The sequence below is a fragment of the Candidatus Krumholzibacteriota bacterium genome (genome assembly GCA_016931295.1).
In the GTDB taxonomy this organism is placed as follows: Bacteria; Krumholzibacteriota; Krumholzibacteriia; order Krumholzibacteriales; family Krumholzibacteriaceae; genus JAFGEZ01.
The window spans coordinates 89,638-112,864 of record JAFGEZ010000001.1 but is presented as its reverse complement, the minus strand read 5'-3'; the positions used below and the strand labels follow the sequence as shown (position 1 = coordinate 112,864).

The window sequence follows — 23,227 nt, the reverse complement described above, 5'->3', positions numbered from 1 at the left end:
CGCCACGGGTCACCGCGCGGCGTTCGCGTCGGTCACGCGGCAACCTAGATGAGTCCCGCTATCCAGAGCGAGAGCGACACGAACACCACTTCGAGACCGAAGACGGCGAAACCCGCCGACCGGCGGCTCGTCCAGAGCCCCCGGCTTCTGCAGACCTGCATCGTCGCCATGACGACGACCTGGGCGACGACGATCGCGACGATCGCTGCTTTCATGCTCATCGTCCACTCTCCTCCTTACCATCCTCTTTCGTCGAAGGCGTCGTAGGCGGCGACCGACGCGATGCCACCGAAGAAGCCCGTTGCGAAAGGATTCCCAGCGGTCGCGAAATACGCCGCCATGCCGGCGAGACCGTCGCACGCGCCAACGCAGACGTACTTCGCAGCTTTCTTCCACCAGTCCGCCCGCTCGATGTCATCACCGAACTCGATCGGTACGGGACCTTCCCGATCGTACCAGAGTTCGCAGGATTTCCGTAAAAATATCCTGATCTCCTCCATCTCGTCGCACGGCGCCGCCTCGCAGGTGAGCGGTCCGCGCGGCTCGATGCCCTGCGATCGCAATCCCTCGAACAGCCGATGCAGATACGGCCCGTGCCCGGCGGGGATCACGCCGGCCTCGACGAACCGGTCGATGACCTCATCCGGAGAGGTCGACGCCGGATCGTAGATGTCCCATACGCCCTCGGCTTTCCACCGTTCGGCCATCGCCAGGAATCCGAGCATCCGCTCGCGGTCGGGCTCGTAATCGAAACGCCGCTCCTCGCAGACAGCCCGGGCCGCTTCCACGTACGCGTCGACGCGTGCCTCCCTCGTCAGCTCGCCGCGCCGCGGACAGCGCTCCAGGTAGGCACCGACGATCAGGTTGTGCACCTCTCCCGCCGTGACTTCCCCGGCGGCCACCTTCTCCTCCGGCGCCACGAAACCGTCGTTCGCGCATGACGCGAACAGAAACCCCGGGATGCACACGATCGCGATCATACGCATGCATTCACGCATCATGACATGCCTCCTTTCCCGGTTCCCGATCCATCGATCCCGCCGGCGGCCGGATGATGCCGCCGGCGGCGTGAAAAAGAAAAGAACCATCCAGCTGTGGCAGTTGCGCGACGGGGGGACTGAGAGCGGAGCCACAGCGAGCGGACGGTTCTTTTCAAACGGTCGTCCTCGCTCCCGGAATGCGTCGAGCAAGGATTGATCTGCAAAGCTCGATCTCTCCATATATCACGTTCCGTGCCACGGCACGGCGCCCCGCCGGAGCGAGGGAGCGGCGTCGCGCGGATGGCCGCAACCCGTTACAATAGAACATTCTGAGGGATCGGCACCAGGAGCCCGTTCCGCCTGGCCGATTTCGACGGACGCCGCGGCGCGGGCGCGCACTGTTCACGGCGTTGACCGGCTGGAGGGCCCGCCTGCGACAATGTCCGATCGTTGCGCGAGTTGACGGCGCCACCAGGACCGTTGACAGTATGAACAGTGTTGACGGGATCGGCGGAGGACGTAGATCAGGCCGTTCGGGGGCCGCTGATGAGGTTCGAGAGGCCGGCCCGGCGCAACTCCTTGTAGAGCGTGCCGCGGGAGATGCCGAGCCACCGGGCGGCGGCCGTCTTGTTTCCGTTGCACATGCTGAGGGCCTTCCGCAGGCTGTCAGTGGTGCGGACCGCCCCGGCGGACGGAACGGCCTCGCCCCGGCCGCCGGCGGCGCCTTCGCCGAGCCTCGCTGGCAGCATCTCCATCGTGACGACGCCGCCGGGGCCGAGATGCCGCACGCGGTCGAGCACGGTGAAGAGCTCGCGGACGTTGCCGGGCCACGAGTACCGCTGGAGGCGTCGCAGCGCCCCGCTCTCGACGCGCACCGTCTCCCGGCCCTCCTTTCGCCCGCAGAGGAAATACGAGACGAGCGGCATCACGTCCTCGGGCCTGGTCCTGAGCGGCGGGAGATGGATGTGCTCGGCGTTGATCCGGTAATAGAAATCCTCCCGGAAGGTCGATGCCTCGATCTTCCGTTCGAGTTCCCGGTTCGTGGCGGAGATGATGCGCACGTCGACCGGACGCTCGACGTTCTCGCCGAGACGCCGCACCCGGCCTTCCTGGAGGATACGGAGCAGCTTGACCTGCTGGAGCGTCGAGAGCTCGCCGACCTCGTCGAGGAAGAGCGTGCCACCCGCCGCCTCCTCGAAGATCCCCGTGCGGTCGGTGAAGGCGCCGGTGAACGATCCCTTCCGGTGGCCGAAGAACTCGCTCTCGAAGAGATGATCGGGGATCGCCGCGCAGTTGACCGCGACGAAAGGACGATCGCGGCGGTCTCCCGACTCGTGGATCGTCCGGGCGACGAGCTCCTTGCCCGTTCCCGTCTCGCCCGTCACGAGGACCGGACGCTCGAACGAGGCGGCGAACCTGATCTGCCGCAGGACGCCCAGCATCGCATCGGACGCGGCCACGAGGCGATCGGCGATGAGGTACTCGTCGGAGAACCGGATCTCGACCATCCCCGTCCGCCGGTCGGGCTCGACGGCCGCGGCCGTCCGCCGCCGGGCCGAGAGGATCCCCAGAAGCTCGCCGGCCCTCTTCTTCAGGATCTCCGCGTCCATCCCCTCGAGGAGGTGCATCGCCTCGAGGACGCCCCCCCAGGCGCCGTCGAGGTCGGCCGCCGGTGTGTCCTGGTCGTCGAGGCGGGCGAGGATCGCCTCTGCGACAGCCACACGGGTCTCCGCCAGATCGAAAAGACAGCCGGCGCGTCGCAGCAGGCCGCATGCCGCGTCGAAGTGCGACATCGCCTTCGCCACATCGCCCAGATTCAGGTAGCACAGCCCGAGGAGACGTCCGGCGACGCCCTCCGCGCGGCGATCCCGGAGCTCCCGCGCGAGGTTCGCGGCCTTCCTGAGGTGGACGACGGCCGGCGCGGCCGCGCCCCGGGCGAGGAAGAGCTGGCCGATCCGCCGGTTGGCCTCGGCGACCATGTCGCCGCCGGGAGCGAAGGCCATGGCCATGTCGAGACACCGCCTGAACATCCGGTCGGCCTTGGAGAGCATCCCCTGCTCGAGGCGGATGCCGCCCATCGCGCAGAGGGCGATGCACTCTTCGCGCCGATAGCCGTCCGCGGCGGCGAGCCTCTCGGCCTTCCTGAAGAGACCGACCGCGCCCCGCGCATCGCCGGCCCGGCTCCTGACGATCCCCAGGGCGAGCGTGGCCCGGCAGTGACCCGCGCGCCAGCCGACGGCCGCGAAGGCCCGTCTCGCCGTGGTGGCGTGTCTTTTCGCCTCGGCGAACTCGCCGCGCCGGGTCAGCGTCAGGGCGAGGTTCAGCGCCGCGGCCGCCTCGCCGTACGCGTCTCCCCCCTCCCGGCAGATCCGCAGCGCCCTGCGCGCATACTCCGCGGCCGACCCCGTCAATCCCCTGTTCAGCGCGAGAAGGGAGATCATCGCGAGTATCCGCGACTGCAAGGCGGCGTGGGCGTGATGCGTCGCGAGGCCGAGCGCCGACTCCAGCCGCCTCTCGGCCTCCTCCTCGCGGTTGAGATAGAAGAGACACGCGCCCTCGACGAGCAACCGCTCGGCGACGAGCCCGGGAGCGTCCACGCCGGGAAGGCCGTCGAGTCGTTCGAGCAGATCGAGCGCCTTCCGGTACTCGCTGCGGCGGCGATGGACGTTGGCGAGAAGGATCGACGATTCCACGTCGATCCGCCGCCGGACCGAGGCATCGAGCTCGCCGGCGAGATCGCGCGCCTCCGCGACACGCCGGCGGCACTCGTCGAATCGCGCCAGGCCGTAGGAGCCTCTCGCCGCCTCGAGCGCGGCGAGGCAGCGGCGCCGCCCGTGCTCCGGCCCGCTGCGGCGGTAGGCCTCGTCGGCGAACCGCGCCGCGGCGCGATAATCGCCTCGCCGGCGGCACGCGGCGGCCTCCCCGAGGATGCGATCGATATCGTTGCGGTCTTCACGCATGACGGTATCTCTCCCGCCGCTCACCGGACCGGTGCGCGGACTCCTCCGAGAAAATACAGCCAGAATCTGAGGGGCATCCGGCGCAAGGCGGCCCGCGGCCGCGCAGCGACCGGCAGGTCGCCGGAACGGTCGCCCGTCGCCAGCGGCGAGCGCGGGTATCCGTCGATCCCCACCGGGTCGGTGACGATCGCCGGGTCCTTTATCCTGAGATGGGGATCCTCGCCCGGTTCCCCCCCGACCGTCAGTCCGTAGATCGAGAAGGTCGCCGGCCGCGGCTCGGCCGCACGGAGGGGGCCGGCAAGGGCGCAGAGAAGACACAGGGCCGACAGATACAGGAAAAGCGGCGATCCCGCTCGCGTCACACGTTTCATACTGACCTCGAACCTCGGATGCGATGTTCGTGCACGCGGTCGGTACGTCCCGTCGATTCCAGAATGTCGAACCATCGAAAGGAACCGCTTTCGATTATTGTATCAGATCGCAGCCGCCCATGTCAATCCATGCTGGAATTATTCACCCATACCGTTCACCCGTCCGTCTTTTTCCATTGCAATACAGTCAAATATATTTTACTATTGTACCGATTCATTTACGATTCTCACAACCGTTTTCAAACAAGGGGGTTGCGCCCGCCCGTCACCGTCGGTCGTAAACATTTGTTGACACATCCCGGTGCGGCCGGTGACGATCCCGGGCTCCCCGCGCTGCCGACGGGCCCGCAACTCATTGCAAGCAAGGTTATTATGATATCTTTACGCTCGACCGACGCGTGGCACGGCACTTGCCCTCGATATTCGCGGGTTGGTATAGCCTTGGAAAAAAAAGGCTTACCGGGCCCGTACACTGAGGGAGGTGATACGGCTACCACGACGAGACGTTTCGAACCGCCGGATCGTCGGTCCGGCGGGACACGCGATATTCCCGGTTCCGTGACTACCGGCAACCGAACCATACCCTTTCGGCCGGAGGGGAACAGGCTTGAAAGGTATATGATGAGAGAGCGCGACCTGGATCGATACATCGATAACCTCGAGAAGATCGTGCTCCGCAAGGAGCGCCAGATACGCAAGCTGAAATCCGGCGCCCGGCTGAGCGACCTTTCACGGTGCATGGCGCACGGGATGGTCACGCCGTTCCGGGCGTTGCGCCGTGATATCGAGCGGCTGATCGGCGAGACGAGCCCGCCGATCGAGCCGGGGCTCCCCTGCGGCGGCGAATGCGCCGCGACGGACACCGTGGCGGTCGGCCGGAAGGATCTCGACCGGCTCCGCGAGCGGCTCCGCGCGTGCTGCCGGCTGATCGACGGCATGCTCGACAATCTCATCGCGGGCACGTGGACACCGCCGGTTCCCGTCGAGACGATCGACCTGAACCGGGTCGTCGACCGCTTCGTCGACCAGTTGAGCGATCACGGCGGCGCGGGCGCGCCGCGGATCGTCCTCCGCCTCAACCGGCACATCCCCGAGATGGAGATACGGGAATGCGATTGCTTCCTCGTGATCCACAACCTGGTCATGAACGCCATCGAATCCGTCTCCACCGGCGAGAACGGAAAGGTAATCATCAGGACGGACCTGCGCGGCGACAACGCGATGATCGAGGTGACGGACAACGGCGCGGGAATCCCCGGGGAGATCGCAGAGAGCATATTCAAGCCCTCCTATTCGACGAAATGGATGCCCGACGACAAGTTCAGGCACCCCGGCCTCGGGCTGTACACCGCGGCGCGGATCGTCGAGCAGAACGGCGGCCTGATAGAGCACGCGAGCAGGCAGGGCAAGACGACGTTCATCGTCCTCCTGCCGATCCAGGCCCGCCCGGAACGGGAATCGCGCCGCGAGGGGCCTCGCGGCATGGAAACGAAGATCGCGGGACTGTCATCCGTCGACGCGGAAGACGAAGGGATCCCCGGGATCGTCCGGTAATCTCATCGTTCTCACCTCCCGCGCCGGGGAGACAGCAGATCGCGTGCCCGCAGGTCGGCGATGGGTGCTGAAAGCGCATCCCGTTGCGCGGAAGAAAGATGGGCGAATACCGGCGGCGATGCACGAACGCCGGGGATTCGGGACGATCGTCAATGCGTTCACGGAACGGCCGCGGAAAGACGGATCATGAACACACGGTTCGCTCGAATACGAGACGGGGACAGCTGATCGCGGGACACCGTCCCGGCCACCGCGAGCAGGAGGCGGGCGGGGACACCGGGCACGGAAAGGAGTGGGGCGACATGGACACAGGCAACACGGACGGCGAACGGGCGGGCGCCGGACAACTCGAGAGGACATCCGCCTTCTTCGATGACGTCGAGAGCGACCTCGCCGACATCGGACGCTCGACGGTCGTCGAACGGGACAGGGATCTCTCCGCCAGGCTGGAGAAGACGGAGCACCGGCTGGGCAAACTCGAGATGTTGATCGGCATCTCCCGGAATCTCAACTCGACCCTGAACCTCAATGAGCTGCTCGAGGCGATCGTCGATTCGATCATCAAGCTCGTCGATTCGGACCGGGGGTTCCTCATGCTCGCCGACCGCGGCGGCGACATGAGATTCCGCATCGCGCGCGACCGGGAAGAGCACCGCCTCGAGGAGAAGGATTTCGAGGTGAGTTACAGCATCATCAACGATGCGGTGAACCGCAAGGAGCCGCTCTTCCTCTCCGACCTCCACACGCACGACGAGTTCAAGGACAAGAAGAGCGTCGTCGCGCTCGACCTGCGCACGGCCGTCTGCGTGCCGATCGTCCGCGACGAGAAGGTGATCGGTGTCATCTATACCGACAGCCACCGGATCAAGAACGAGTTCTCCCCGGACGACATCTCGGTCGTGGGAGCGTTCGCCTCCCAGGCGGCGATCGCGATCGAGAACGCCCGGCTGCACGGCGAGCTCATCCTGTCGCGCGAGAACCTGGAACGCGAGAACCTGAGCCTTCGCCAGGAACTCTCCGAGCGGTACGAGTTCTCGGGGATCATCGGGAAGAGCAAGTCGATGATCGACATCTTCGACACGATCACGAAGATCGCCCCGCATCCGACGACGGTACTCATCCAGGGAGAGACGGGGACCGGCAAGGAGCTCATCGCCCGCGCGATCCACTTCAACGGTCCGCGCAAGACCAGGCAGCTCGTCACGATCAACTGCGGCGCCATGCCCGAGCAGCTCCTCGAAAGCGAGCTCTTCGGCCACGTGAAGGGCTCGTTCACCGGCGCGGTGAGCGACAAGAAGGGATTGTTCGAGACGGCCAGCGGGGGAACGATCTTCCTCGACGAGATCGGCGAAATGCCGGTCCAGCTGCAGGTGAAGCTGCTCCGTGTCCTGCAGGAGGGCGAGATCAGGCGGGTCGGCGACAACACGCCGCGCCGCGTGGACGTCCGGGTGATCGCCGCCACCAACCGCGATCTCGCCGAAGACGTGAAGACGGGGCGGTTCAGGCAGGACCTCTTCTACCGTCTCAACGTGGTGCCGATCTCCATCCCGCCGCTCCGTGACCGGGTGGAGGACATCCTCCCCCTCATCGAGCATTTCCTCCGGAAGTACGCCGGCAAGATGGACAAGGATGATCTCCGGATCGTCCCCGAGGCGATCAAGGCGCTCCTCGCGAACCGGTGGACCGGCAACGTGCGGGAACTGGAGAACTCGATCGAACGGGCCGTCGCGTTGAGCGGGGAATCCCATGTGCTCACGAGGGAGCATTTCGCCGACTTCGTCCGCCACAACGACATCGTCGACCAGCTCGGCCGCCAGGAGACCCTGAAGCAGAAGATGCTGGTGGTCGAGAAGCGCATCATCACCGAGGCGCTCCGCGAGTCGGGCGGCAAGGTGACGCAGGCCGCCGGTGCCCTCGGCGTCACGCGGCAGCACCTGCACAACAAGATCAGGCAGCACGAGATCAGGCACCACTGACGTCGCCCGGCGGTCCGCCCGCGCGGGGCGAGTGAGCCGTTGACACCCGGCATCCGCGGGCGCATCATGAGCGGGCAGTGAGACAAGGAGGTGCCCCGATGGATATCGTATCGGTCAGGATACAGAAGCCCACCGAAATCAATTTCATACTCGGACAGTCCCATTTCATCAAGACGGTCGAAGACATCCACGAGGCGGCGGTCTCGTCGGCCCCCGGCATCCGGTTCGGTCTCGCCTTCTGCGAGGCCTCGGGCGACTGCCTGATACGCGTCTCGGGCAACGACACCGAGATGATCGACCTCGCAACGGCGAACGCCGAGGCGATCGGCGCCGGACATTCCTTCATCCTCTTCATGAAGAACGCCTTTCCCATTCACATCCTGAACGCGGTGAAGAACGTCCCCGAGGTCTGCCGGGTCTTCTGCGCGACGGCGAACGACACCGAGGTCATCGTCACCGAGTCGAAGCTCGGCCGGGGGATCCTCGGCGTCATCGACGGCGAGAAGCCCAAGGGTGTCGAGGACGCCGACGGCAAGAAGTGGCGGCGCGACCTCCTGCGCAAGTTCGGCTACAAGCTCTAGGGACGCGCCCGCGTCGAACATCGGGGCCGGTCGCGAAGGGCGGGCCGCCCCGCGCGCCTACCCCTCCCCGATCCCCAGCCGCTTGATGCGATAGATCAGCGTCGTCCGTTTGAGGCCGAGCAGCGCGGCCGCCCGGCTCCGGTTTCCCGCCGCGGCGGCGAGAGCGGCGGCGATCTCGCGCCGCTCCGCCTGTTCGAGACGTTCGCGGAGCCCGCCTGCGGAGCCCTCCGCCGCGGCGAAGACGCCGCACAGGAGGCGCTCCGAGAAATGTCCCGCCCGGAGCGTGCCGCCGCCGGCGAGCGTCGCCGCCCGGAAAAGCTCGTTGCGCAGCTCGCGTACGTTCCCCGGCCAGTCGTACCGCTCAATGACCGCCCGGGCCCCCTCGCCCAGCTCGAGCTCGCCGAAGTCGCACCGCCCGGCCGCTTCCTCGAGCGTCCACCGCGCGATCGGCACGATGTCCCCCCGCCGCTCCCGCAGCGGCGGCACCCGGAAGCCGAACACGTCGAGCCGGTGGTAGAGATCGGCCCGGAAGAGCCCCTCGGCCACGAGCTGCCCGAGATCGCGATTGGTCGCGGCCACGATCCTCCCGGCCGAGCGTCTCGCCGTCCGGCCCCCGAGCGGCAGGTACTCCCCCGTGTCGAGAAACCGGAGCAGCTTTCCCTGGAGGGCCGGCGGCAGGTCGCCGATCTCGTCGAGGAAGAGCGTTCCCTTGCCGACGGCTTCCGCCAGCCCCGCGGCGTCGCCGGCCGCGCCGGTGAAGGCGCCGCGGACGTGCCCGAAGAGCACGCTCTCGAAGAGATCCCCGGGAATCGCCGCCATGTTGGCCGGCACGAAAGGCTCGCCGGCCCGGCCGCTTTGCTCGTGGACGAGCCGGGCGAGCAGCTCCTTGCCGACCCCCGTTTCGCCGGTGAGGAGCACGGGGAGGGGCGTCCGCGCGGCGCGGCGGAGCCGATCGACGAGGAGCCGCATCGACGGGTCTGCGACGACCGGCAGCCCCGGACCGGGTATCGCGGAGCCGCGTCCGCGGCGGATCCGCCCCGTCCTCGACGGTCCGGCCCCGGCGGCGGCCGCCGGCCCGGCGAGGTGTCCGGCGGGAATGATCCGGTCGCCGTCCCTCAGCGCCTCCCGGAGCCGGCGAAGCCGCCGGGCCCGCCCGCGATAGAGACCCAGCGCCGCCTTGTTCGACGCCGCGTCGTCGAGACAGGCCGCAGCCGGGCCGTGTTCGTCGCGGGCGAGATGGATCTCGGCCATGAGGAGCAGGACGCCGAGGCGCTCGCCCGGCCGCCCGGCGACGTCGCCGAGCAGCCCGTGCAGCCGGTCCAGCGCCCGATCGGTGCGACCCGACCGGCCGTCGCCGAGCGCGGCGGTCATGCGCGTGTAACGCAATCCGTCACCGTCGCCGAGCGCCTCGTAGCTCCGCGAGGCGAACGCGAGGAATGAGCGGTAGGAGGGATCGCCCCGACGGGCGAGGCAGGCGGCGAGGTTCGATGCGGCCTTGGCCGCCGCGAGGGCGCACCCGGCGGTCACGGCGAGATCGAAAACCCGCCTGAGCACCTTCGCCGCGGCCTCTTCCCGACCCCGCGCCCGAAGCACGAGCGCATGGTTGACCAGGAGGCCGAGCGGCACGTCGCCGCCCGGCGGACGGGCGAAGCGCCGGGCGGAGAACCGCAGCCAGGCGCCGGACAGGCAGGGCCTGCCGCGCAGAAGCATGACACGGGAGATGACGAGCGCCGCCCAGGCCCCGGTTGCGCCCCGCCCGCCGTCCTCCCCGCGCAGATACGAAACGAGGGGAACGACGGCGTCCCCCCTGCCTTCGAGAAACCGGCGGTACCGTCTCTCCAGTTCCGGAGGGGCCGTCTGTTCCACGGACGCTCCTTGCCGAAGAACGGCATCGCTGTGTATCGGTATCGATCGTGAACAGTATAGCCGAGATTGTTGATTCTGTCAAATATTTACACAGAGAATATTTTATAACTACTTTTGCTGGATAAAGATACACCGCATTTCCTGTTGACCGTCAAGAATCATTCTGATATAATTGCCTTCTCGCAGCGTACCCGGGCTCCGGGCGGCCGCCAGCCGCCCGATCCGGCCCGCCGGGGGGATCACGTACGGACGCGATTCACATGGAGGTGAATGAACCGCGCCGAATCGCCGAATCACTGTTCACCATTCAACGAACGACCGATGGAGGATACCTGCATGAAGAAGGCTATCGTTCTCTGCGCCGCGGCGATCCTGCTCTCCGGCGCCGCCGCCGCCCAGACCTGGGATCCCGCGCTCTTCACCGTGACGCCCGAGAAGGACTGCTACGTCGTCTGTCCTGCCGGCGACTTGTGGTTCTGCTTCTGCATCAAGTACGACGGCGAGCCCCTCATGGCGCCCACGAGCGACGTCTGGATGTCCATCGAATGCGGAACGGGCGATTTCCATCTCTGCCCGGCCGAGTGCCTCGACAAGTGCGCGGGGCTCGTCTCCGAGGACTGCCACTCGATGCCCGGCTGCGGACGCGAGTACTGCTGGTTCTACCGGCTGGGCGGCTGCTGTGAGCAGGCCACGATCACCATGCACATGAAGTACGATCCGACGCCCTTCTACACCCTCGTCGTGCCCGTCAAGTCCACCGACCTCGACGGCGACGGCGTCGTCGACGCCGCCGACGAGAGCTTGCTCGCCTCGATGATGGGCACGTCGGATGCCTGCGCCGACCTGAACTGCGACGGCACCGTCGACGCCGTCGACATGGCGATCCTGCTCTCCCACGCGGGACACGGCTGCGAGCAGTGGATCGGCACCGAGGACGCGACCTGGGGACGGATCAAGTCGACCTACACCGAGTAGCGGCAAGATCCATCGCCGGATACATAACGCCCCTCCGGACTCTCGCCCGGGGGGGCGTTCCCGTTCGTGGTGATTCAGTCGGTCCCGGGCGGGCCGACCGGTTCCCCGCCGCCCGAGCGACCGCGCCGGAAATGGAAGGCGGCGAAGACGACCGCGAAGCAGAGGTACCCGAACGCCCACGGCCCGCCCGCGTTCCAGCCGATGCGGGCGATCGTGTCGTTGCCGAGGAGCTCCCAGGCGTGGATGACGCCGAAGAAGGCGAGCGCCGCCGCGGCGAGCGACCACAGCGAGGCCTTGAGGAATTCCCGCTCGATCAGGAAGACGCTGATCGCCCCGAGGATCATCGAGGTGAAGATGAACCCCTGGTCGAGGGCGAGGATGCCGCTGAACCCGTTGATCGGCACCCCCTTCTCCGCCGCCTCGGCGAGCGTGACGCCGGCCCCCGCGTATCCCTGCTTGAGGATGTTGATCCCCCACGCGGCGAAGGCGGGAAAGAGGCCGACGACGACGGCGGGCGCATGCGCCCGCGGCGTCGCCTGGAAGGCCTGGCTCGCGATGATGATCCCGATCCACAGGACGATCGCGATCCCCGCCTCCATCGGCACGATCGTGTTGATCGCCTTCACCAGACCGAAGAGCGTGATGACGACGAAGAAGACGCCGTTGACGAGCGAATATCCCGTCCGCGCGCCGAGCCCCTTCCACCCGGGATGCCCGATGTACATCGTCGTGGGGAAACAGGACCCGAAGAGGGAGGCGACGAGCGTGCCGATGCCGTCGACGGCGAGCGAGGGCATCGTCTCGTAGCGGTCTCCCGCCGCCTCGGCGCTCTCGAGGTTCTGGAGGGAGCCGAGGATGTTGAACATCGCCATGGGAAGGATGATCGAGAAGTACCTGAGCAGGTAGGGGCCGCGGATCACCGCGACGAGGGCGCCGATCGACGGCACCGGGGGATGGAAGCCGATCTCGCCGACGGCCGCGCGGACGGCCGGCGGGTCCATCATGCCGAAAAACCAGGCGAGGACCGTTCCCGCCGCGAGGGCGACGAGACCGCCCGGAAGACCGAAGGGGAAACGGACGTGCGAGAAATACTGGATGAGGATGATCGCGAGCGGCAGCATGGCGATGAGCGGCTTCTCGAAGGTCTGGAAGGCGAAATCCATCGAGATGAAGGTGATCGCGATGCCGGCGAGCGTGGCCAGCAGGGCCGCCCGGGGAGTGATCCGCCGCAGGATGTCGATGAAGAAGGCCCCGGCGAACTCGATGACGCCGCTCCCGAAGCAGGCGAGAAGCCCGACCTGCCAAGCGACCTGCCAACTCCCCGTCTCCCGGTAGACCGGCCCCATGATGAAGATAAGGTAGCCGAAGAGGCTGACCGTGTTGATCCCGTAGGGCAGCGCAGTCACGTCGCGCCGCCGCTCCCTGATCGCCAGCCGTCGCGCCTGCCACGAGTAGAAGAGGTTGCCGAAAACCACCGACAACGCGGCGCCCGGCAGGATGCGGGAGAAGACGAAGTCCGACGGGATGCCGGCGATCATCGGGCAGAGGGTGGCGATGAGCAGGAACTGGATGAGATTGTCGATCGCCAGCCCGAAGAAGCCGTCGATGTCCCGCTTGACGATCCAGGGATAGGAGAAGCGTTCGTTCATCGAAGATCCCTCCGCGCGGCGTCGCCGCCCCGTGCGCCGGCGTGCGCCGGCTCCCGGGCGGCGTCCCGGAGAGGAACGATAGCAGACCGGCCCCGCCATTTCCACACCTTCCGCCTTGCTTCGCATCGCTCATTGACGCCGCCGCGCTCTTACCGATAGAGTCCTTCCGACGGCGCCCCGGCGACCGGGGCGCGGCGATTTCACGGGAGGAAGAGACATGACGCGGCTCTCCGGCGATCGACGATCCATCCTCGTGCCCGCCCTCACGCTGCTTCTGCTGTTCGCCGTCTCCTGCGACGAGGACGCGGCCGACCCCGAGTCCGGCGCCCAGGCCTACCTGCGGATCGTCTCCGGCGACGGGCAGACCGAGCGCACCGGCGCGTGGGCGCCGCGGGAGCTGGTCGTCGGCGTGCGCGATATCATCGGCACGCCTCTCGCCGGTCGCGCCGTCTCCTTCTCGTGCGGAGCGACCGGCGCCCAGATCAGCCCGGAAACGGCCGTCTCGGACGAGACCGGCATCGCCGCGGTCCGCGTCCGTCTCGGGGAGGACGCCGGCGAACAGACCGTCCTGGCCACCGTCGCGGGCGACGAGGCCGTCTTCTCGCTTTACGCCGTCGAGATCGCCTGCGACGAGGCATCGCTCCCGCATGCCGGCGCGTGGACGCCCGGCCACGTCTTCATCTCGACGCCGAGCTCGACGCTCCTGGCGGGCGCCGGTTCGGCGGTGATCGAGTACGACCCCGACGACGGCTCAATCGAGAAGATCCTCGAGACGGCCGAGATCCTCACCGACATCGCCTTCTCCCCCCGCGGTGATCTCTACGTCGCCTCGTCCTCGGCCGTCTACCGCGTCGATCCGGCCACGAAAACGCTCGTCTCCCATCTGGCGCTGACCGCCGCGCAGCCGGTCGAGATCGAACCCAATCCCGGCGGCGTGCTGGTGGGGATCCGCCAGGACGCGCTCTTCACGATCGGCTGCCCCGGTGAGGATCCGGCGACCCTCTACGAAATGGGTCTGCAGCTCGATCCGGCGCTTCTCGTCGTCGATCCCGGGGACCGGGCGATCTACGCCTTCGATCCGGAGGGATCGGTGTACTGGATCTTCCGTCTCGCGTGGGACGGCTTCGACGAGGGGCCGCTCTCGGTGGAGATGGTCGAAGCGGTTACCGGCGGCCCCGACGCGCCGAACGGCGCGTGCATGGACGCCGACGGCGCCATGTACCTGGTCATGGATTCCAACGAATCGGAACGGCGTATCTGGAGGTTCCACCCGGCCGAGGGCAGCGAATCGCTCTTCTACAACCTCTACCTGCACGACGTCAACACGGGGACCCCGCCGGGCCGCTGGGGCGACGCGGCGGTCCGGGAAAACGCGCTCTATCTCATCGACACGCGGAACAACCGGCTCGTGTGGCTCACGATCGGCGACGGGAACGGCACGTGGGGCGGAATGGTGGAGAACACCGCCTTCTCGCGCCCCGGGACGGACAGCGAGAGATACGGCATCGCCGTATCGCCCGCCCCGTGAATTGGTCAGGAACCGTCGGCCGGAGCCTTCAGCCAGCGGTCCATCCAGCCGATGAACTCGCGGTAGTAGAGCTCGTTGTTACGCGGCTTCAGCACCCAGTGTCCCTCGTCGGGAAAATAGAGGAGCCGCGAGGGAACGCCGAGCCGCTGGAGGGCCGTGAACATCTGCAGCCCCTCCCCCACCGGCACGCGGAAATCGAGCTCGCCGTGCACGACGAGCGTCGGCGTGGAGAAGTTCGCCGCGAAGCGGTGGGGACTCCATTTCTCGTAGAGCTCGGGCCGCTCGTAGAGCGAGCCTCCGAAATCCCACTCGGGAAACCACAGCTCCTCGGTCACTCCCGTCTTCGACGCGAGGTTGAACGCCCCGGCCATCGAGACGAACGCGGCGAAGCGGTCGGTGTGCCCGGCGATCCAGTTGACCATGTAGCCGCCGAATGACGCGCCGGCCGCGCCGATGCGGCCGGCGTCGACGTACGGCAGCGCGGCGAGCCAGTCGACGCCCCTCATGATGTCCTCGTACGCCGCGCCACCCCAGTCGAGGCTGATCGCGTTCACGAACTCCTGCCCGAACCCGTCGCTTCCCCGGAAGTTGGGGATGAAGATCACGTAGCCCGCCGCGGCGAAGGTCTGGGCGTTCCAGTTGGTGTACCACGAATCGGCGAAGGCCGACTGCGGCCCGCCGTGGACGAGGACGATCGCCGGGTACGTCTTCCCGGGATCGAACCCCGGCGGCTTGATGAGAAAGGCCTGTATCCGGTCGCCGCCGGCGCCCTCGTACCCGACGCTCTCGGCGTCGTTCATCTCGATCGACGAGAAAACGGGTTCGTTGAAGGAGGTGACGCGCTCGAGGTCCGTGCCGTCGGCGCGACACGTCCAGATCGAGTGCGGAAAGGACCAGGAGCGCCTGACGAGCACGATCCGCCTGCCGTCCGGCGAGACGCCCGGCGAACCGTTCGTTCCCGTCGACACGAGGGTGCGGATCTTCCCGGACCTCGTGTCGATGGAGAAGAGCGCGTTGCAGCCGTCGTCTCCCGCGGTGAAGACGATCCGCCGCGAATCCGGCGCCCACACGAATTCGTTCACCCAGCGGTCGAATCCGGCGGTGAGCTCGCGCGTCTCGCCCGTGCGCCGGTCGCGGAGCATCAGCCGCCAGCGATCGGCCTCGAAGCCGGGCGTCTCCTGGCTGCGCCAGGCGAGCCACCTGCCGTCGGGACTGAAGGCGGGCGATTCGTCCGCGCCCCCGTTCGTGGTGGCCCGGCGCATCCCGCCTCCCGCCGGGTCGATCAGGAAGATGTCGTAATTCGTGGAGATCGCCTCGTCCTCGACCATCTTCGCCGCGACGGCGATCTCCCGCCCGTCGGGAGAGAAGGCGTACTCGCCCGAGCCGCCCCACGGAAATCCGGGAATATCGTGGTTTTCGCCGGGGGTGAGATCGCGCGCCTCGCCGCCGGCCGCCTCGACGAGGAAGAGGTGGTTCCGCCGTCCTTCCTTCCACGTGTCCCAGTGCCGGTAGAGGAGCCGGTCGATCACGCGCGCCTTGACGGGGCTCTCCTCGCGTTCCCGCGCCCGGGCCGCGTTGCAGGAATCGTCCGGGCAGCCCGGATCGACGAAGGAGTAGAAGAGGATGTACCGGCCGCACGGCGACCAGACCGGATCGTGCGCTCCCGTCGAGATGTCCGTCACCCGCGTGGCCTCGCCGCCGTGTACGGGGATCGTCCAGACCTGCGGCGATCCGCCCCGCGTGGAGACGAAGGCGAGGTGCGAGTTGTCCGGCGACCACCGGGGATGGACATCGGCTCCGTCGCCGGCGGTGAGCTGCCGCGGCTCCCCCCCGGGCAGACTCGCCACCCAGATGTGGGTCCGGTTGCGGTTCGCGTCGAGATCGGGCACGGAGACGGTGAACGCGACGGCCAGGCCGTCGGGCGAGATCTGCGGGTCGGCGCAACGGGTCATGCCGAGAAACCGGTCGATCGTGAGCACGTCCGCCCCCGCGGCCGCGGCCGCGAACAGGACGAGGGCGATCACGGCGAGTCTCTTCATCTGTCCGACCTCCCCGGGTACGGGAAAAAAAGGGCCGGCGCCGCATGGCGGCCCCGGCCCGTGTCGTCGCTCTCGGGCGGCTATTTCTTCAGCGACTCGATCGCTTCCTTCTCCGAGGCGAACACGTCGAAGATCAGGTTGAGCCGGGTGACCTGGAGGATGCCCAGAACGCGGTCGTTGGGATGGCAGAGCTTGATCACGCCGCCTTCCTTCGCGAAACGGGAACGGGCGGAGACGAGGATGCCGAGGCCGGTGCTCGAGATCCACTTCACCTTCCCCAGGTTGATGGCCAGGTCGAGCTTCTTCTCCGACGCGAGCTGCGAGACCAGGTCCACCAGCTGCATGTTATCCGGACCGCCGTACATCTCGCCGGACAACTCGAGGACGGTCACACCGTCGACCTCTTTCTGCTTGATCTTCATGACGCCTACCTCTGTGAGAGCGAATCGATGATCGGAATCCTACTTGAAGCTGTCCAGCGCCTCCTGCTCGGAATCGAATGTGTCGAAGACCTCGGGGATGAGGCCGGACGTCTTGAGAACGAGGCCGACACGATCGGAGACGGCGAAGATCTTCATGATCGCCTCATCCCGCTTGGCGGAGACGTATGAGGCGATCATGACGCCGGCGCCCAGTGAGTTCAGCCACTTGACCTCAGCGAGATTCAGGACGAATTTCTTGGTCCCCTTCTCGAGATACGACTTGATGATCTCCTGGATCTTCTCGGATTCGGGGCCGCCGTCGATCTGCCCGGCGAGGTCAAGAACGATCACTCCACCCGCATCACGTTGCGTGATGGTCAGCATTACCCTCTCCTCTCGCTAGCCCGTGTGGCTATATGTTTCGTTTACGTGCCGGTTTAGAGAATAATATAAGGTGCAGGCCACGCAAACAATCGGAAAATTCCGATGGCCGCATGGTAGCACCACGTTCTATCCGTGTCAAGAATCACCGGGAAGCCGATCGGGGCGGTCTCGATCCCCCGCCGGGGAGCGCCGGAAAGCGGTCAATTCCCCCCGAAAACCCCCGAAATCCGGCATACCGAGCCGTGATCCCCCCGGACCTCGCCGCATCCCGCGCCGGGAGCGACCGGCGGCGGCGCGAGACCGCGCGTCACCCCGGCGGCGCGATCCGACGGCCGCGTCCTCTCCTGGCGGCGGAGAATCAGCGGGAGAGCTTGCGTCCCTTCCCCGAATCGGAGATCTCGACGAGCCCCGACGGATAGGGCTGGAAGAAGGTCTGGTCGGCCAGGTAGGGCTCGCCGAAACGGACGATCCAGGCCATCACGATGTTCTGGCAGACGCTCAGGGGAACCTTTCCGTCGCGGTACTGCTGGAGGCTGTCGAGGAAGAAGGCCTTCTCCCGCGCGGCGAGCTGCTTGCCGAAATAACCGAATGCGTGCATCAGCACGTTGATGTTCGATGTGTACCGCGGCGGCGCCTGCATGGCCACGGCGAGATGCTCGCCGTACCGGCGGAAGACCTCGCCGGCTGGCTCGCGGTCGGGATTGGCGACGATCCGGCCGAGGACGCGCATCTCCTTCTGGTTGTACGCCATCAGCATCAGCTTGTGTCGCGCCTGGAACCCGACGAGATCCTTCATCCGCCGCGCCGCGGCGATCCGGCGGAACTCCGCCGACGTGTAGATCCGCGTGAAAAAATGCTCGCGGAGCCGGAAATTGGTGAGTCGGCCCTCGTCCTCGACCGCGATCAGCGGCATCCGCTCGATGACGGCCGCGCCGAAGAAGCCGACCCCCCGCTCGCTGGCCGTCTTCGCGTCGGTTGCGGGGTAGATCTTGACGTCCTTGATGCCGCAGGACGGGGACCGGCTCTTCAGCATGACGCCGTCGACAGCCCCGAGCCGGTCGAGAAAGCCGCGGCAGAAATCGTTCATCGCGGCGGTGACGTCCAGACCCGTCGAGGGCTGCACGAGGCGTCGCCGGCCGCCGTCGAGAAGAACGCGGATCGGCTCGCGCGGCACGCCGAGCCCGATCTCCATCTCGGGACAGACCGGCTCGAAATCGACGAGGGGCAGCATGACCTTGATCACCGGCGAGGCGATCTTGAGCCCGTTGTACCGGCAGGAATCGAACTCGAGGCATTTGCTCGCGAGCACGCGCGGTCGCTGGAATTCCCTCATGGTCCCCTCCCGATCGATCAGCGCAGATCGACGCCGGGCTCTCCGGCGACCACCCGCCCGATTCGTGACGGACGCCAGCGCAGATCGGCGTCTTCGAAGGATTCCCCGGCGCCGGGGGAAACGATCATCACCATGCCGACACCCATGTTGAAGACGCGGTACATCTCGTCGCGTTCCACGCCGCCCCGCTCGCCGAGCCACCGGAAGAGGGGCGGCGCCTCCCAGCTCGCCGTGTCGATCTCGACGCGGCTGCCGGCGGGAAGGACGCGCGGGATGTTGTCGAGGAGACCGCCGCCGGTGATGTGCGCGAGGCCGCGTATCTCCGTCCGGTCGCGCAGCGCCCGGTACTCGGGGAGATAGGATCGGTGGACGGCCAGGAGCGCGTCCGCGACGCTCTTCCCCGTGCCGGGCACCTCGTCGTCGACGCCGAGCCCGGCCTCCTCGAAGACGATCCGGCGGGCGAGCGAGTAGCCGTTCGTGTGCAGGCCGCTCGAGGGGAAGCCCCAGACCTCGTCGCCCGGACCGATCGCCGATCCGTCGATGACGGCGTCCCGCGAAACGATGCCCACGATGCACCCGGCGAGATCGTATTCCCCGGCTTCGTAGAATCCCGGCATCTCGGCCGTCTCGCCCCCGATGAGCGCGCATCCGTTCGCCCGGCACCCGCGGGCCAGGCCGGAGACGACGTCGTGGAGGACCGACGGATCGAGCGCGCCGCAGCCGAAGTAGTCGAGGAAGAAGAGGGGCTCGGCGCCCTGCACGAGGATGTCGTTCACGCAGTGGTTGACGAGATCCTCGCCCACCGTGTCGTGGCGGCCGGCCATGAAGGCGACGCGGAGCTTCGTCCCGACGCCGTCGACGCTCGAGACGAGCACGGGGCGGCTGATGCCGCCCGGCACCTCGAAGAGGCCGCCGAAGTTGCCGACGTCTCCCAGGACGGCCCCGCTCCACGTTCCCTTCACGTCGTCCCTGATCCGCCGCATGGCCTCGCCGGCCGCGTCGATGTCGACGCCCGATTCCCTGTATTTCGAACTCACGTCCGCCGTTCCTTTCTCGCGAATGCCCAGCCCGCCGCGCCGGCGGGTCGATGGGATAGTAGCGGGAATCCGGCGGGGAGTCCACGCGCAAATTCCCCGGCGGACGGGGCCGGGTTGGCCGCGCGGCGGATCAGACCTGGACGTGCTCGACGAGGGAATTGTAGATCTCGGTGGTGGCGTCGGCCTCGACGATGATCGGGAACTCGCCGCGGCGATAGAGATCGATGAGGATGTCGACCGACTCGGCGTGGAACTGCGCCCCGCGGTAGGTCTCGAGCTCCTCGATCACCCGGTCGATCGGGAGCGCCTTGCGGTAGGGACGATCGGAGGACATCGCGTCGAAGGCGTCGACGACGTTCATGATGTGGGCGAGCAGCGGGATCCCGTCGCCGCGCAGCCCGCGCGGATACCCCGTGCCGTCGGGCCGTTCGTGGTGGCAGCGGATGATGTCGGCCGCCTCGCGGAGGAACTTCAGCTGCTCGACGATATCGGCCCCGATGTTGGGATGCGAGCGCAGCACGCGCCATTCCTCCTCGGTCAGGGGACCGACCTTGAGCAGGATGTCGTTCTGCACCGAGATCTTGCCGATGTCGTGGAGCAGGGCCGCGTACTCGAGCATCTCCATGTCGCGCGACGAGAGCCCCATCTCGCGCCCGATCCGCAGGGCGTATCGCGAGACGCGGTAGGAATGCCCGTGGGTGAAGGGATCGGATGCGTCGAGGGCCGAGGTGAGCGCGGCCACCGTGTTGATGTGGGTGTCGCGCATGTCCATGTAGAGCTGGTAGGTGTGCCTGGCGAGGTAGAGGGGGATGATGAACAGTGCGATCGTCCAGACGCCCGAGTTGGTGTAGAGCAGGGCCATGACCGCGCCGATCGGCAGGAAGGCCAGAATGTGCGGCAGGTTCCAGAGATAGTTCTGCCGCCAGACGTGGAGCGGGTTCCGCTTGTCGTCGAGAGCGATGATGAACGTCACCGACCAGGTGTTGACGAGGTAGTAGACGATCCCCGCCACGAAGAGCGGCAGGAGGAAGAGGGGCGTGCCGATGTCGCCGAGTTCCCCGAACAGCCGGTAGACGAGCCCCGCCGACCCGACGGTCATCACGAGGAGCGGGACGTTGAATATCACCTTGATCAGCGGCCGGCGCTGGACGAGCGCCTCGTTGATCACCGTGGCGACCGCCTCGACGACGGCCATGAACGCGGGACCGAAGAGGATGATCCCGGCGATGTCGATCACCGACGATGCGTAGATCGAGGCGCCGCCCTTCGGCAGGTTGGTCTGCACCGAGTCGGCGATCACCATCAGGGTGATGAAGAGGACGAGGTCGCGCCAGCGGTCGGCGGGAAAGTCCCGCATCAGGTAGACGAACAGCGCCAGCCCCGCCAGCACGTAGACGGTGTAGTAAATCTTGAAGCCCCGGCCGGCCGTGTTGAATTCCGTAGCCACGTTTCACCTGTCGACGATTGTACCGGCTTCGATCGCCCCCCCGGCGCCGGATGTGGACGGCACCCGTTACTTTGCAGTATCCGTGCCAATCGGGGCGGGACGCGCGCACGCGGGACCGGCTCCGCGCTCAGCGGAACCGCGACGGTCGTCGAGCAGAAATATAACCCGTTTGCCTACCTGATGGTATAGTGAATTTCCCTCTTCGGGCGCCAGCGGCAGAACGGACGATTGACGGCGTCCAGGACGGCGAGGACGACCGCCTCGTTCGGATCCCGGCCGGTGAATGCGCACCCTGCGTACGGGCGGACCGACCGGCCGTCGACCACGTCGACGACCGCGAAGATCGTCTGCCGGCCGGCGACGACGACCTCGTCGATCCCCGAGAGGCAGAGATCGAAGTCCTCGTCGAGGAGCTCGACGAGCGCGTGGAGCGTGGCGCCGGCGATCGTGCCGTAGTCCGGTCCGCCCCGCCGGGGACCGCCGAGACAGCCGACCACCTCGAGATCGGACCGGGAGAGCCGGACCTCAACGTCGACCCGGTCGCCCCCGAGATTGATCGTCAGCCCCTCGAAGACCGGACGGACGTCGTTTTCCAGGAATTCGAGGCGAGGCGCATCGCCGGCTTCGGGCGCCTGGCCGGCGGCGGGCGCGTCCCCTGCGACCACGCGGAAGGGGCGTTCCCCCGTCTCGGCGAACCGGTCGTCGACGGCGTCGTCGACGACGTCGGTCAGATCGATCGGGGGCGGATCCTCCTCCACGAGAGCGGGCTGCGGGCGGGCAGCCTCGCGCGGCGGATCGATGAGGACGACGCCGATCTTGCGGTAATCGATCTCGCAGGCCAGTTCGGCCTTGAGACAGGTCTCCACGTCCCGTGCGATCATCTTCGCGGGACGGTCGCTCGTGGCGACGACGTGGATCTCGGAGATCGATCCCTTCCCGTCGCTCGAGATGCGGCACGTCTGGACGTCGCGCAGTCGCGTGACCAGATCTTCCGCTTTTTCAATGAATTCCCGTTCTGGCATGTCTGTCGGCACCCGGCGTCCTCCTCCTGTTTCCGGTACGCGTGTAATGTATTATATCACAAAATGTTGCTGGACTCAAGAAGCGCGTTTCTGGCGCGTACCGATGCCCTCTCTGGAGGTTGAACGCCGGAACGGATTCATTTGCTGGCGGTTACTTCTCCCTCCCCTCGGGGCTGGAGACGCGGACCATTTCCGCGAGCTCGTCGAATCGGCCGTCGATCAGGGCGGAGGTCAGTCCGCCGAGCCGCTCGACGGAAAAGGACTCGCAGGCGAAGCTCGCCGTGACCGCGCCGTGGTACATCGCCCGGCGGAGATTCTCGTCGTCGGGGCGGTCCACCCCGGCGAGGTAGCCGAGGAATCCGCCGGCGAAGCTGTCTCCCGCGCCCGTCGGATCGACGACGTCGTGGAGCAGGTAGGCCGGCGCGAAGCAGTCGAAGGTGCCCGTGAAGAGGAAGGCGCCGTGTTCGCCCTTCTTGACGACGACGGCGGTGGGGCCCATCCCGAGGATCGCGCGGGCCGCGAGGCGAAGGTTCGTCTCGCCGCTGAGCTGCCGGGCCTCCTCGTCGTTGACGAACAGGATGTCGACATGCTCGAGAACGTCGCGGAGCCGGTCGGGCTTTCCCTCGATCCAGTAGTTCATCGTGTCGCACGCGACAGTCGCCTTCTTCCCCGCCGCCTCGAGCACGAGGAGCTGCAGGTCGGGATCGATGTTCCCGAGGAAGAGCCACTCCGTCTCCCGCCAGTCGTCGGGGATCCGCGGCTGGAACGTCTCGAAGACGTTGAGCTCGGTGACGAGGGTGTCCCTGATGTTCGGATCCTCGTGATAGCGCCCCTCCCAGAAGAAGGTGCGGCCGCCGGAGACCGTCTCGAGCCCGGCGAGGTCGATGCCGTGGCGGGAGAGCTCTGCCCGGTGGCTGTCCTCGAAGTCGTCGCCGACGACGCCGACGAGACGGACGCGGGTGAAGTAGCTCGCCGCGAGCGAGAAGTAGACCGCGGAGCCGCCGAGGGCGCGCTCGACCCGCCCCCGCGGCGTCTCGATCGTATCGAGCGCGACGGAACCGACGACGACGATGCTCATGTATCTCCTTTCGAGCGGAGGCCGG

18 protein-coding genes and 1 pseudogene are annotated in these 23,227 nt (G+C 67.1%); 5 read left to right on the top strand and 14 right to left on the bottom strand.

What is annotated here, in order from left to right; all coding sequences use genetic code 11:
* Positions 1-44: 44 nt before the first annotated feature.
* From JW876_00440 to JW876_00425, 4 genes are all read right to left on the bottom strand, one after another.
* The gene (locus JW876_00440) at positions 45-221 is read right to left on the bottom strand and encodes a hypothetical protein (GenBank protein ID MBN1883971.1); all 177 of its coding nucleotides are present in this window, start codon (positions 219-221) and stop codon (positions 45-47) included.
* A 15-nt stretch (positions 222-236) separates the two neighbouring features.
* Positions 237-1,001, bottom strand: coding sequence for a hypothetical protein (locus JW876_00435; protein ID MBN1883970.1), 765 nt, complete (start codon positions 999-1,001; stop codon positions 237-239).
* A 503-nt stretch (positions 1,002-1,504) separates the two neighbouring features.
* Positions 1,505-3,940, bottom strand: a complete 2,436-nt coding sequence (locus tag JW876_00430; GenBank protein ID MBN1883969.1) for a sigma 54-interacting transcriptional regulator — start codon at positions 3,938-3,940, stop codon at positions 1,505-1,507.
* 20 nt (positions 3,941-3,960) lie between these two features.
* Positions 3,961-4,311, bottom strand: a complete 351-nt coding sequence (locus JW876_00425; GenBank protein MBN1883968.1) for a hypothetical protein — start codon at positions 4,309-4,311, stop codon at positions 3,961-3,963.
* Positions 4,312-4,932: 621 nt separating this feature from the next.
* Between JW876_00425 and JW876_00420 the strand changes: the two genes are divergently transcribed.
* From JW876_00420 to JW876_00410, 3 genes are all read left to right on the top strand, one after another.
* Positions 4,933-5,865: a sensor histidine kinase gene (locus tag JW876_00420; protein MBN1883967.1), complete on the top strand. Its 933-nt coding sequence runs from the start codon at positions 4,933-4,935 to the stop codon at positions 5,863-5,865.
* Between the two features lie 302 nt (positions 5,866-6,167).
* On the top strand, positions 6,168-7,841 hold the full coding sequence (locus JW876_00415; GenBank protein MBN1883966.1) for a sigma 54-interacting transcriptional regulator: 1,674 nt from the start codon (positions 6,168-6,170) through the stop codon (positions 7,839-7,841).
* Positions 7,842-7,939: 98 nt separating this feature from the next.
* Positions 7,940-8,422, top strand: coding sequence for an adenosine-specific kinase (locus tag JW876_00410; GenBank protein ID MBN1883965.1), 483 nt, complete (start codon positions 7,940-7,942; stop codon positions 8,420-8,422).
* Between the two features lie 57 nt (positions 8,423-8,479).
* On the opposite strand, the gene JW876_00405 is transcribed toward JW876_00410, so the two are convergent.
* On the bottom strand, positions 8,480-9,391 hold the full coding sequence (locus JW876_00405; GenBank protein MBN1883964.1) for a sigma-54-dependent Fis family transcriptional regulator: 912 nt from the start codon (positions 9,389-9,391) through the stop codon (positions 8,480-8,482).
* 1,233 nt (positions 9,392-10,624) lie between these two features.
* Here JW876_00405 and JW876_00400 point away from each other — a divergent pair.
* Entirely contained in the window at positions 10,625-11,263 is a 639-nt protein-coding gene (locus tag JW876_00400; GenBank protein ID MBN1883963.1) for a hypothetical protein, read from the top strand.
* A gap of 143 nt (positions 11,264-11,406) precedes the next feature.
* On the opposite strand, the pseudogene JW876_00395 reads toward JW876_00400, so the two are convergent.
* Positions 11,407-12,912, bottom strand: a pseudogene (locus JW876_00395) (NCS2 family permease).
* 217 nt (positions 12,913-13,129) lie between these two features.
* Here JW876_00395 and JW876_00390 point away from each other — a divergent pair.
* Positions 13,130-14,440, top strand: coding sequence for a hypothetical protein (locus tag JW876_00390; GenBank protein ID MBN1883962.1), 1,311 nt, complete (start codon positions 13,130-13,132; stop codon positions 14,438-14,440).
* A 5-nt stretch (positions 14,441-14,445) separates the two neighbouring features.
* On the opposite strand, the gene JW876_00385 is transcribed toward JW876_00390, so the two are convergent.
* The 8 genes from JW876_00385 to JW876_00350 form a co-directional block, all read right to left on the bottom strand.
* A complete protein-coding gene (locus tag JW876_00385; GenBank protein ID MBN1883961.1) occupies positions 14,446-16,479 on the bottom strand; it encodes a S9 family peptidase in 2,034 nt (677 codons plus the stop codon).
* 80 nt (positions 16,480-16,559) lie between these two features.
* Positions 16,560-16,901: an STAS domain-containing protein gene (locus tag JW876_00380; protein ID MBN1883960.1), complete on the bottom strand. Its 342-nt coding sequence runs from the start codon at positions 16,899-16,901 to the stop codon at positions 16,560-16,562.
* Between the two features lie 39 nt (positions 16,902-16,940).
* Positions 16,941-17,285, bottom strand: coding sequence for an STAS domain-containing protein (locus JW876_00375; protein MBN1883959.1), 345 nt, complete (start codon positions 17,283-17,285; stop codon positions 16,941-16,943).
* Between the two features lie 358 nt (positions 17,286-17,643).
* Entirely contained in the window at positions 17,644-18,618 is a 975-nt protein-coding gene (locus JW876_00370; GenBank protein MBN1883958.1) for a DUF523 and DUF1722 domain-containing protein, read from the bottom strand.
* A 17-nt stretch (positions 18,619-18,635) separates the two neighbouring features.
* A complete protein-coding gene (locus tag JW876_00365) occupies positions 18,636-19,655 on the bottom strand; it encodes a phosphoribosylformylglycinamidine cyclo-ligase (GenBank protein MBN1883957.1) in 1,020 nt (339 codons plus the stop codon).
* 130 nt (positions 19,656-19,785) lie between these two features.
* On the bottom strand, positions 19,786-21,102 hold the full coding sequence (locus JW876_00360) for an HD-GYP domain-containing protein (protein MBN1883956.1): 1,317 nt from the start codon (positions 21,100-21,102) through the stop codon (positions 19,786-19,788).
* Between the two features lie 173 nt (positions 21,103-21,275).
* Positions 21,276-22,136, bottom strand: a complete 861-nt coding sequence (locus JW876_00355; GenBank protein ID MBN1883955.1) for a hypothetical protein — start codon at positions 22,134-22,136, stop codon at positions 21,276-21,278.
* A 139-nt stretch (positions 22,137-22,275) separates the two neighbouring features.
* On the bottom strand, positions 22,276-23,202 hold the full coding sequence (locus JW876_00350; GenBank protein ID MBN1883954.1) for a sugar kinase: 927 nt from the start codon (positions 23,200-23,202) through the stop codon (positions 22,276-22,278).
* Positions 23,203-23,227: the final 25 nt, after the last annotated feature.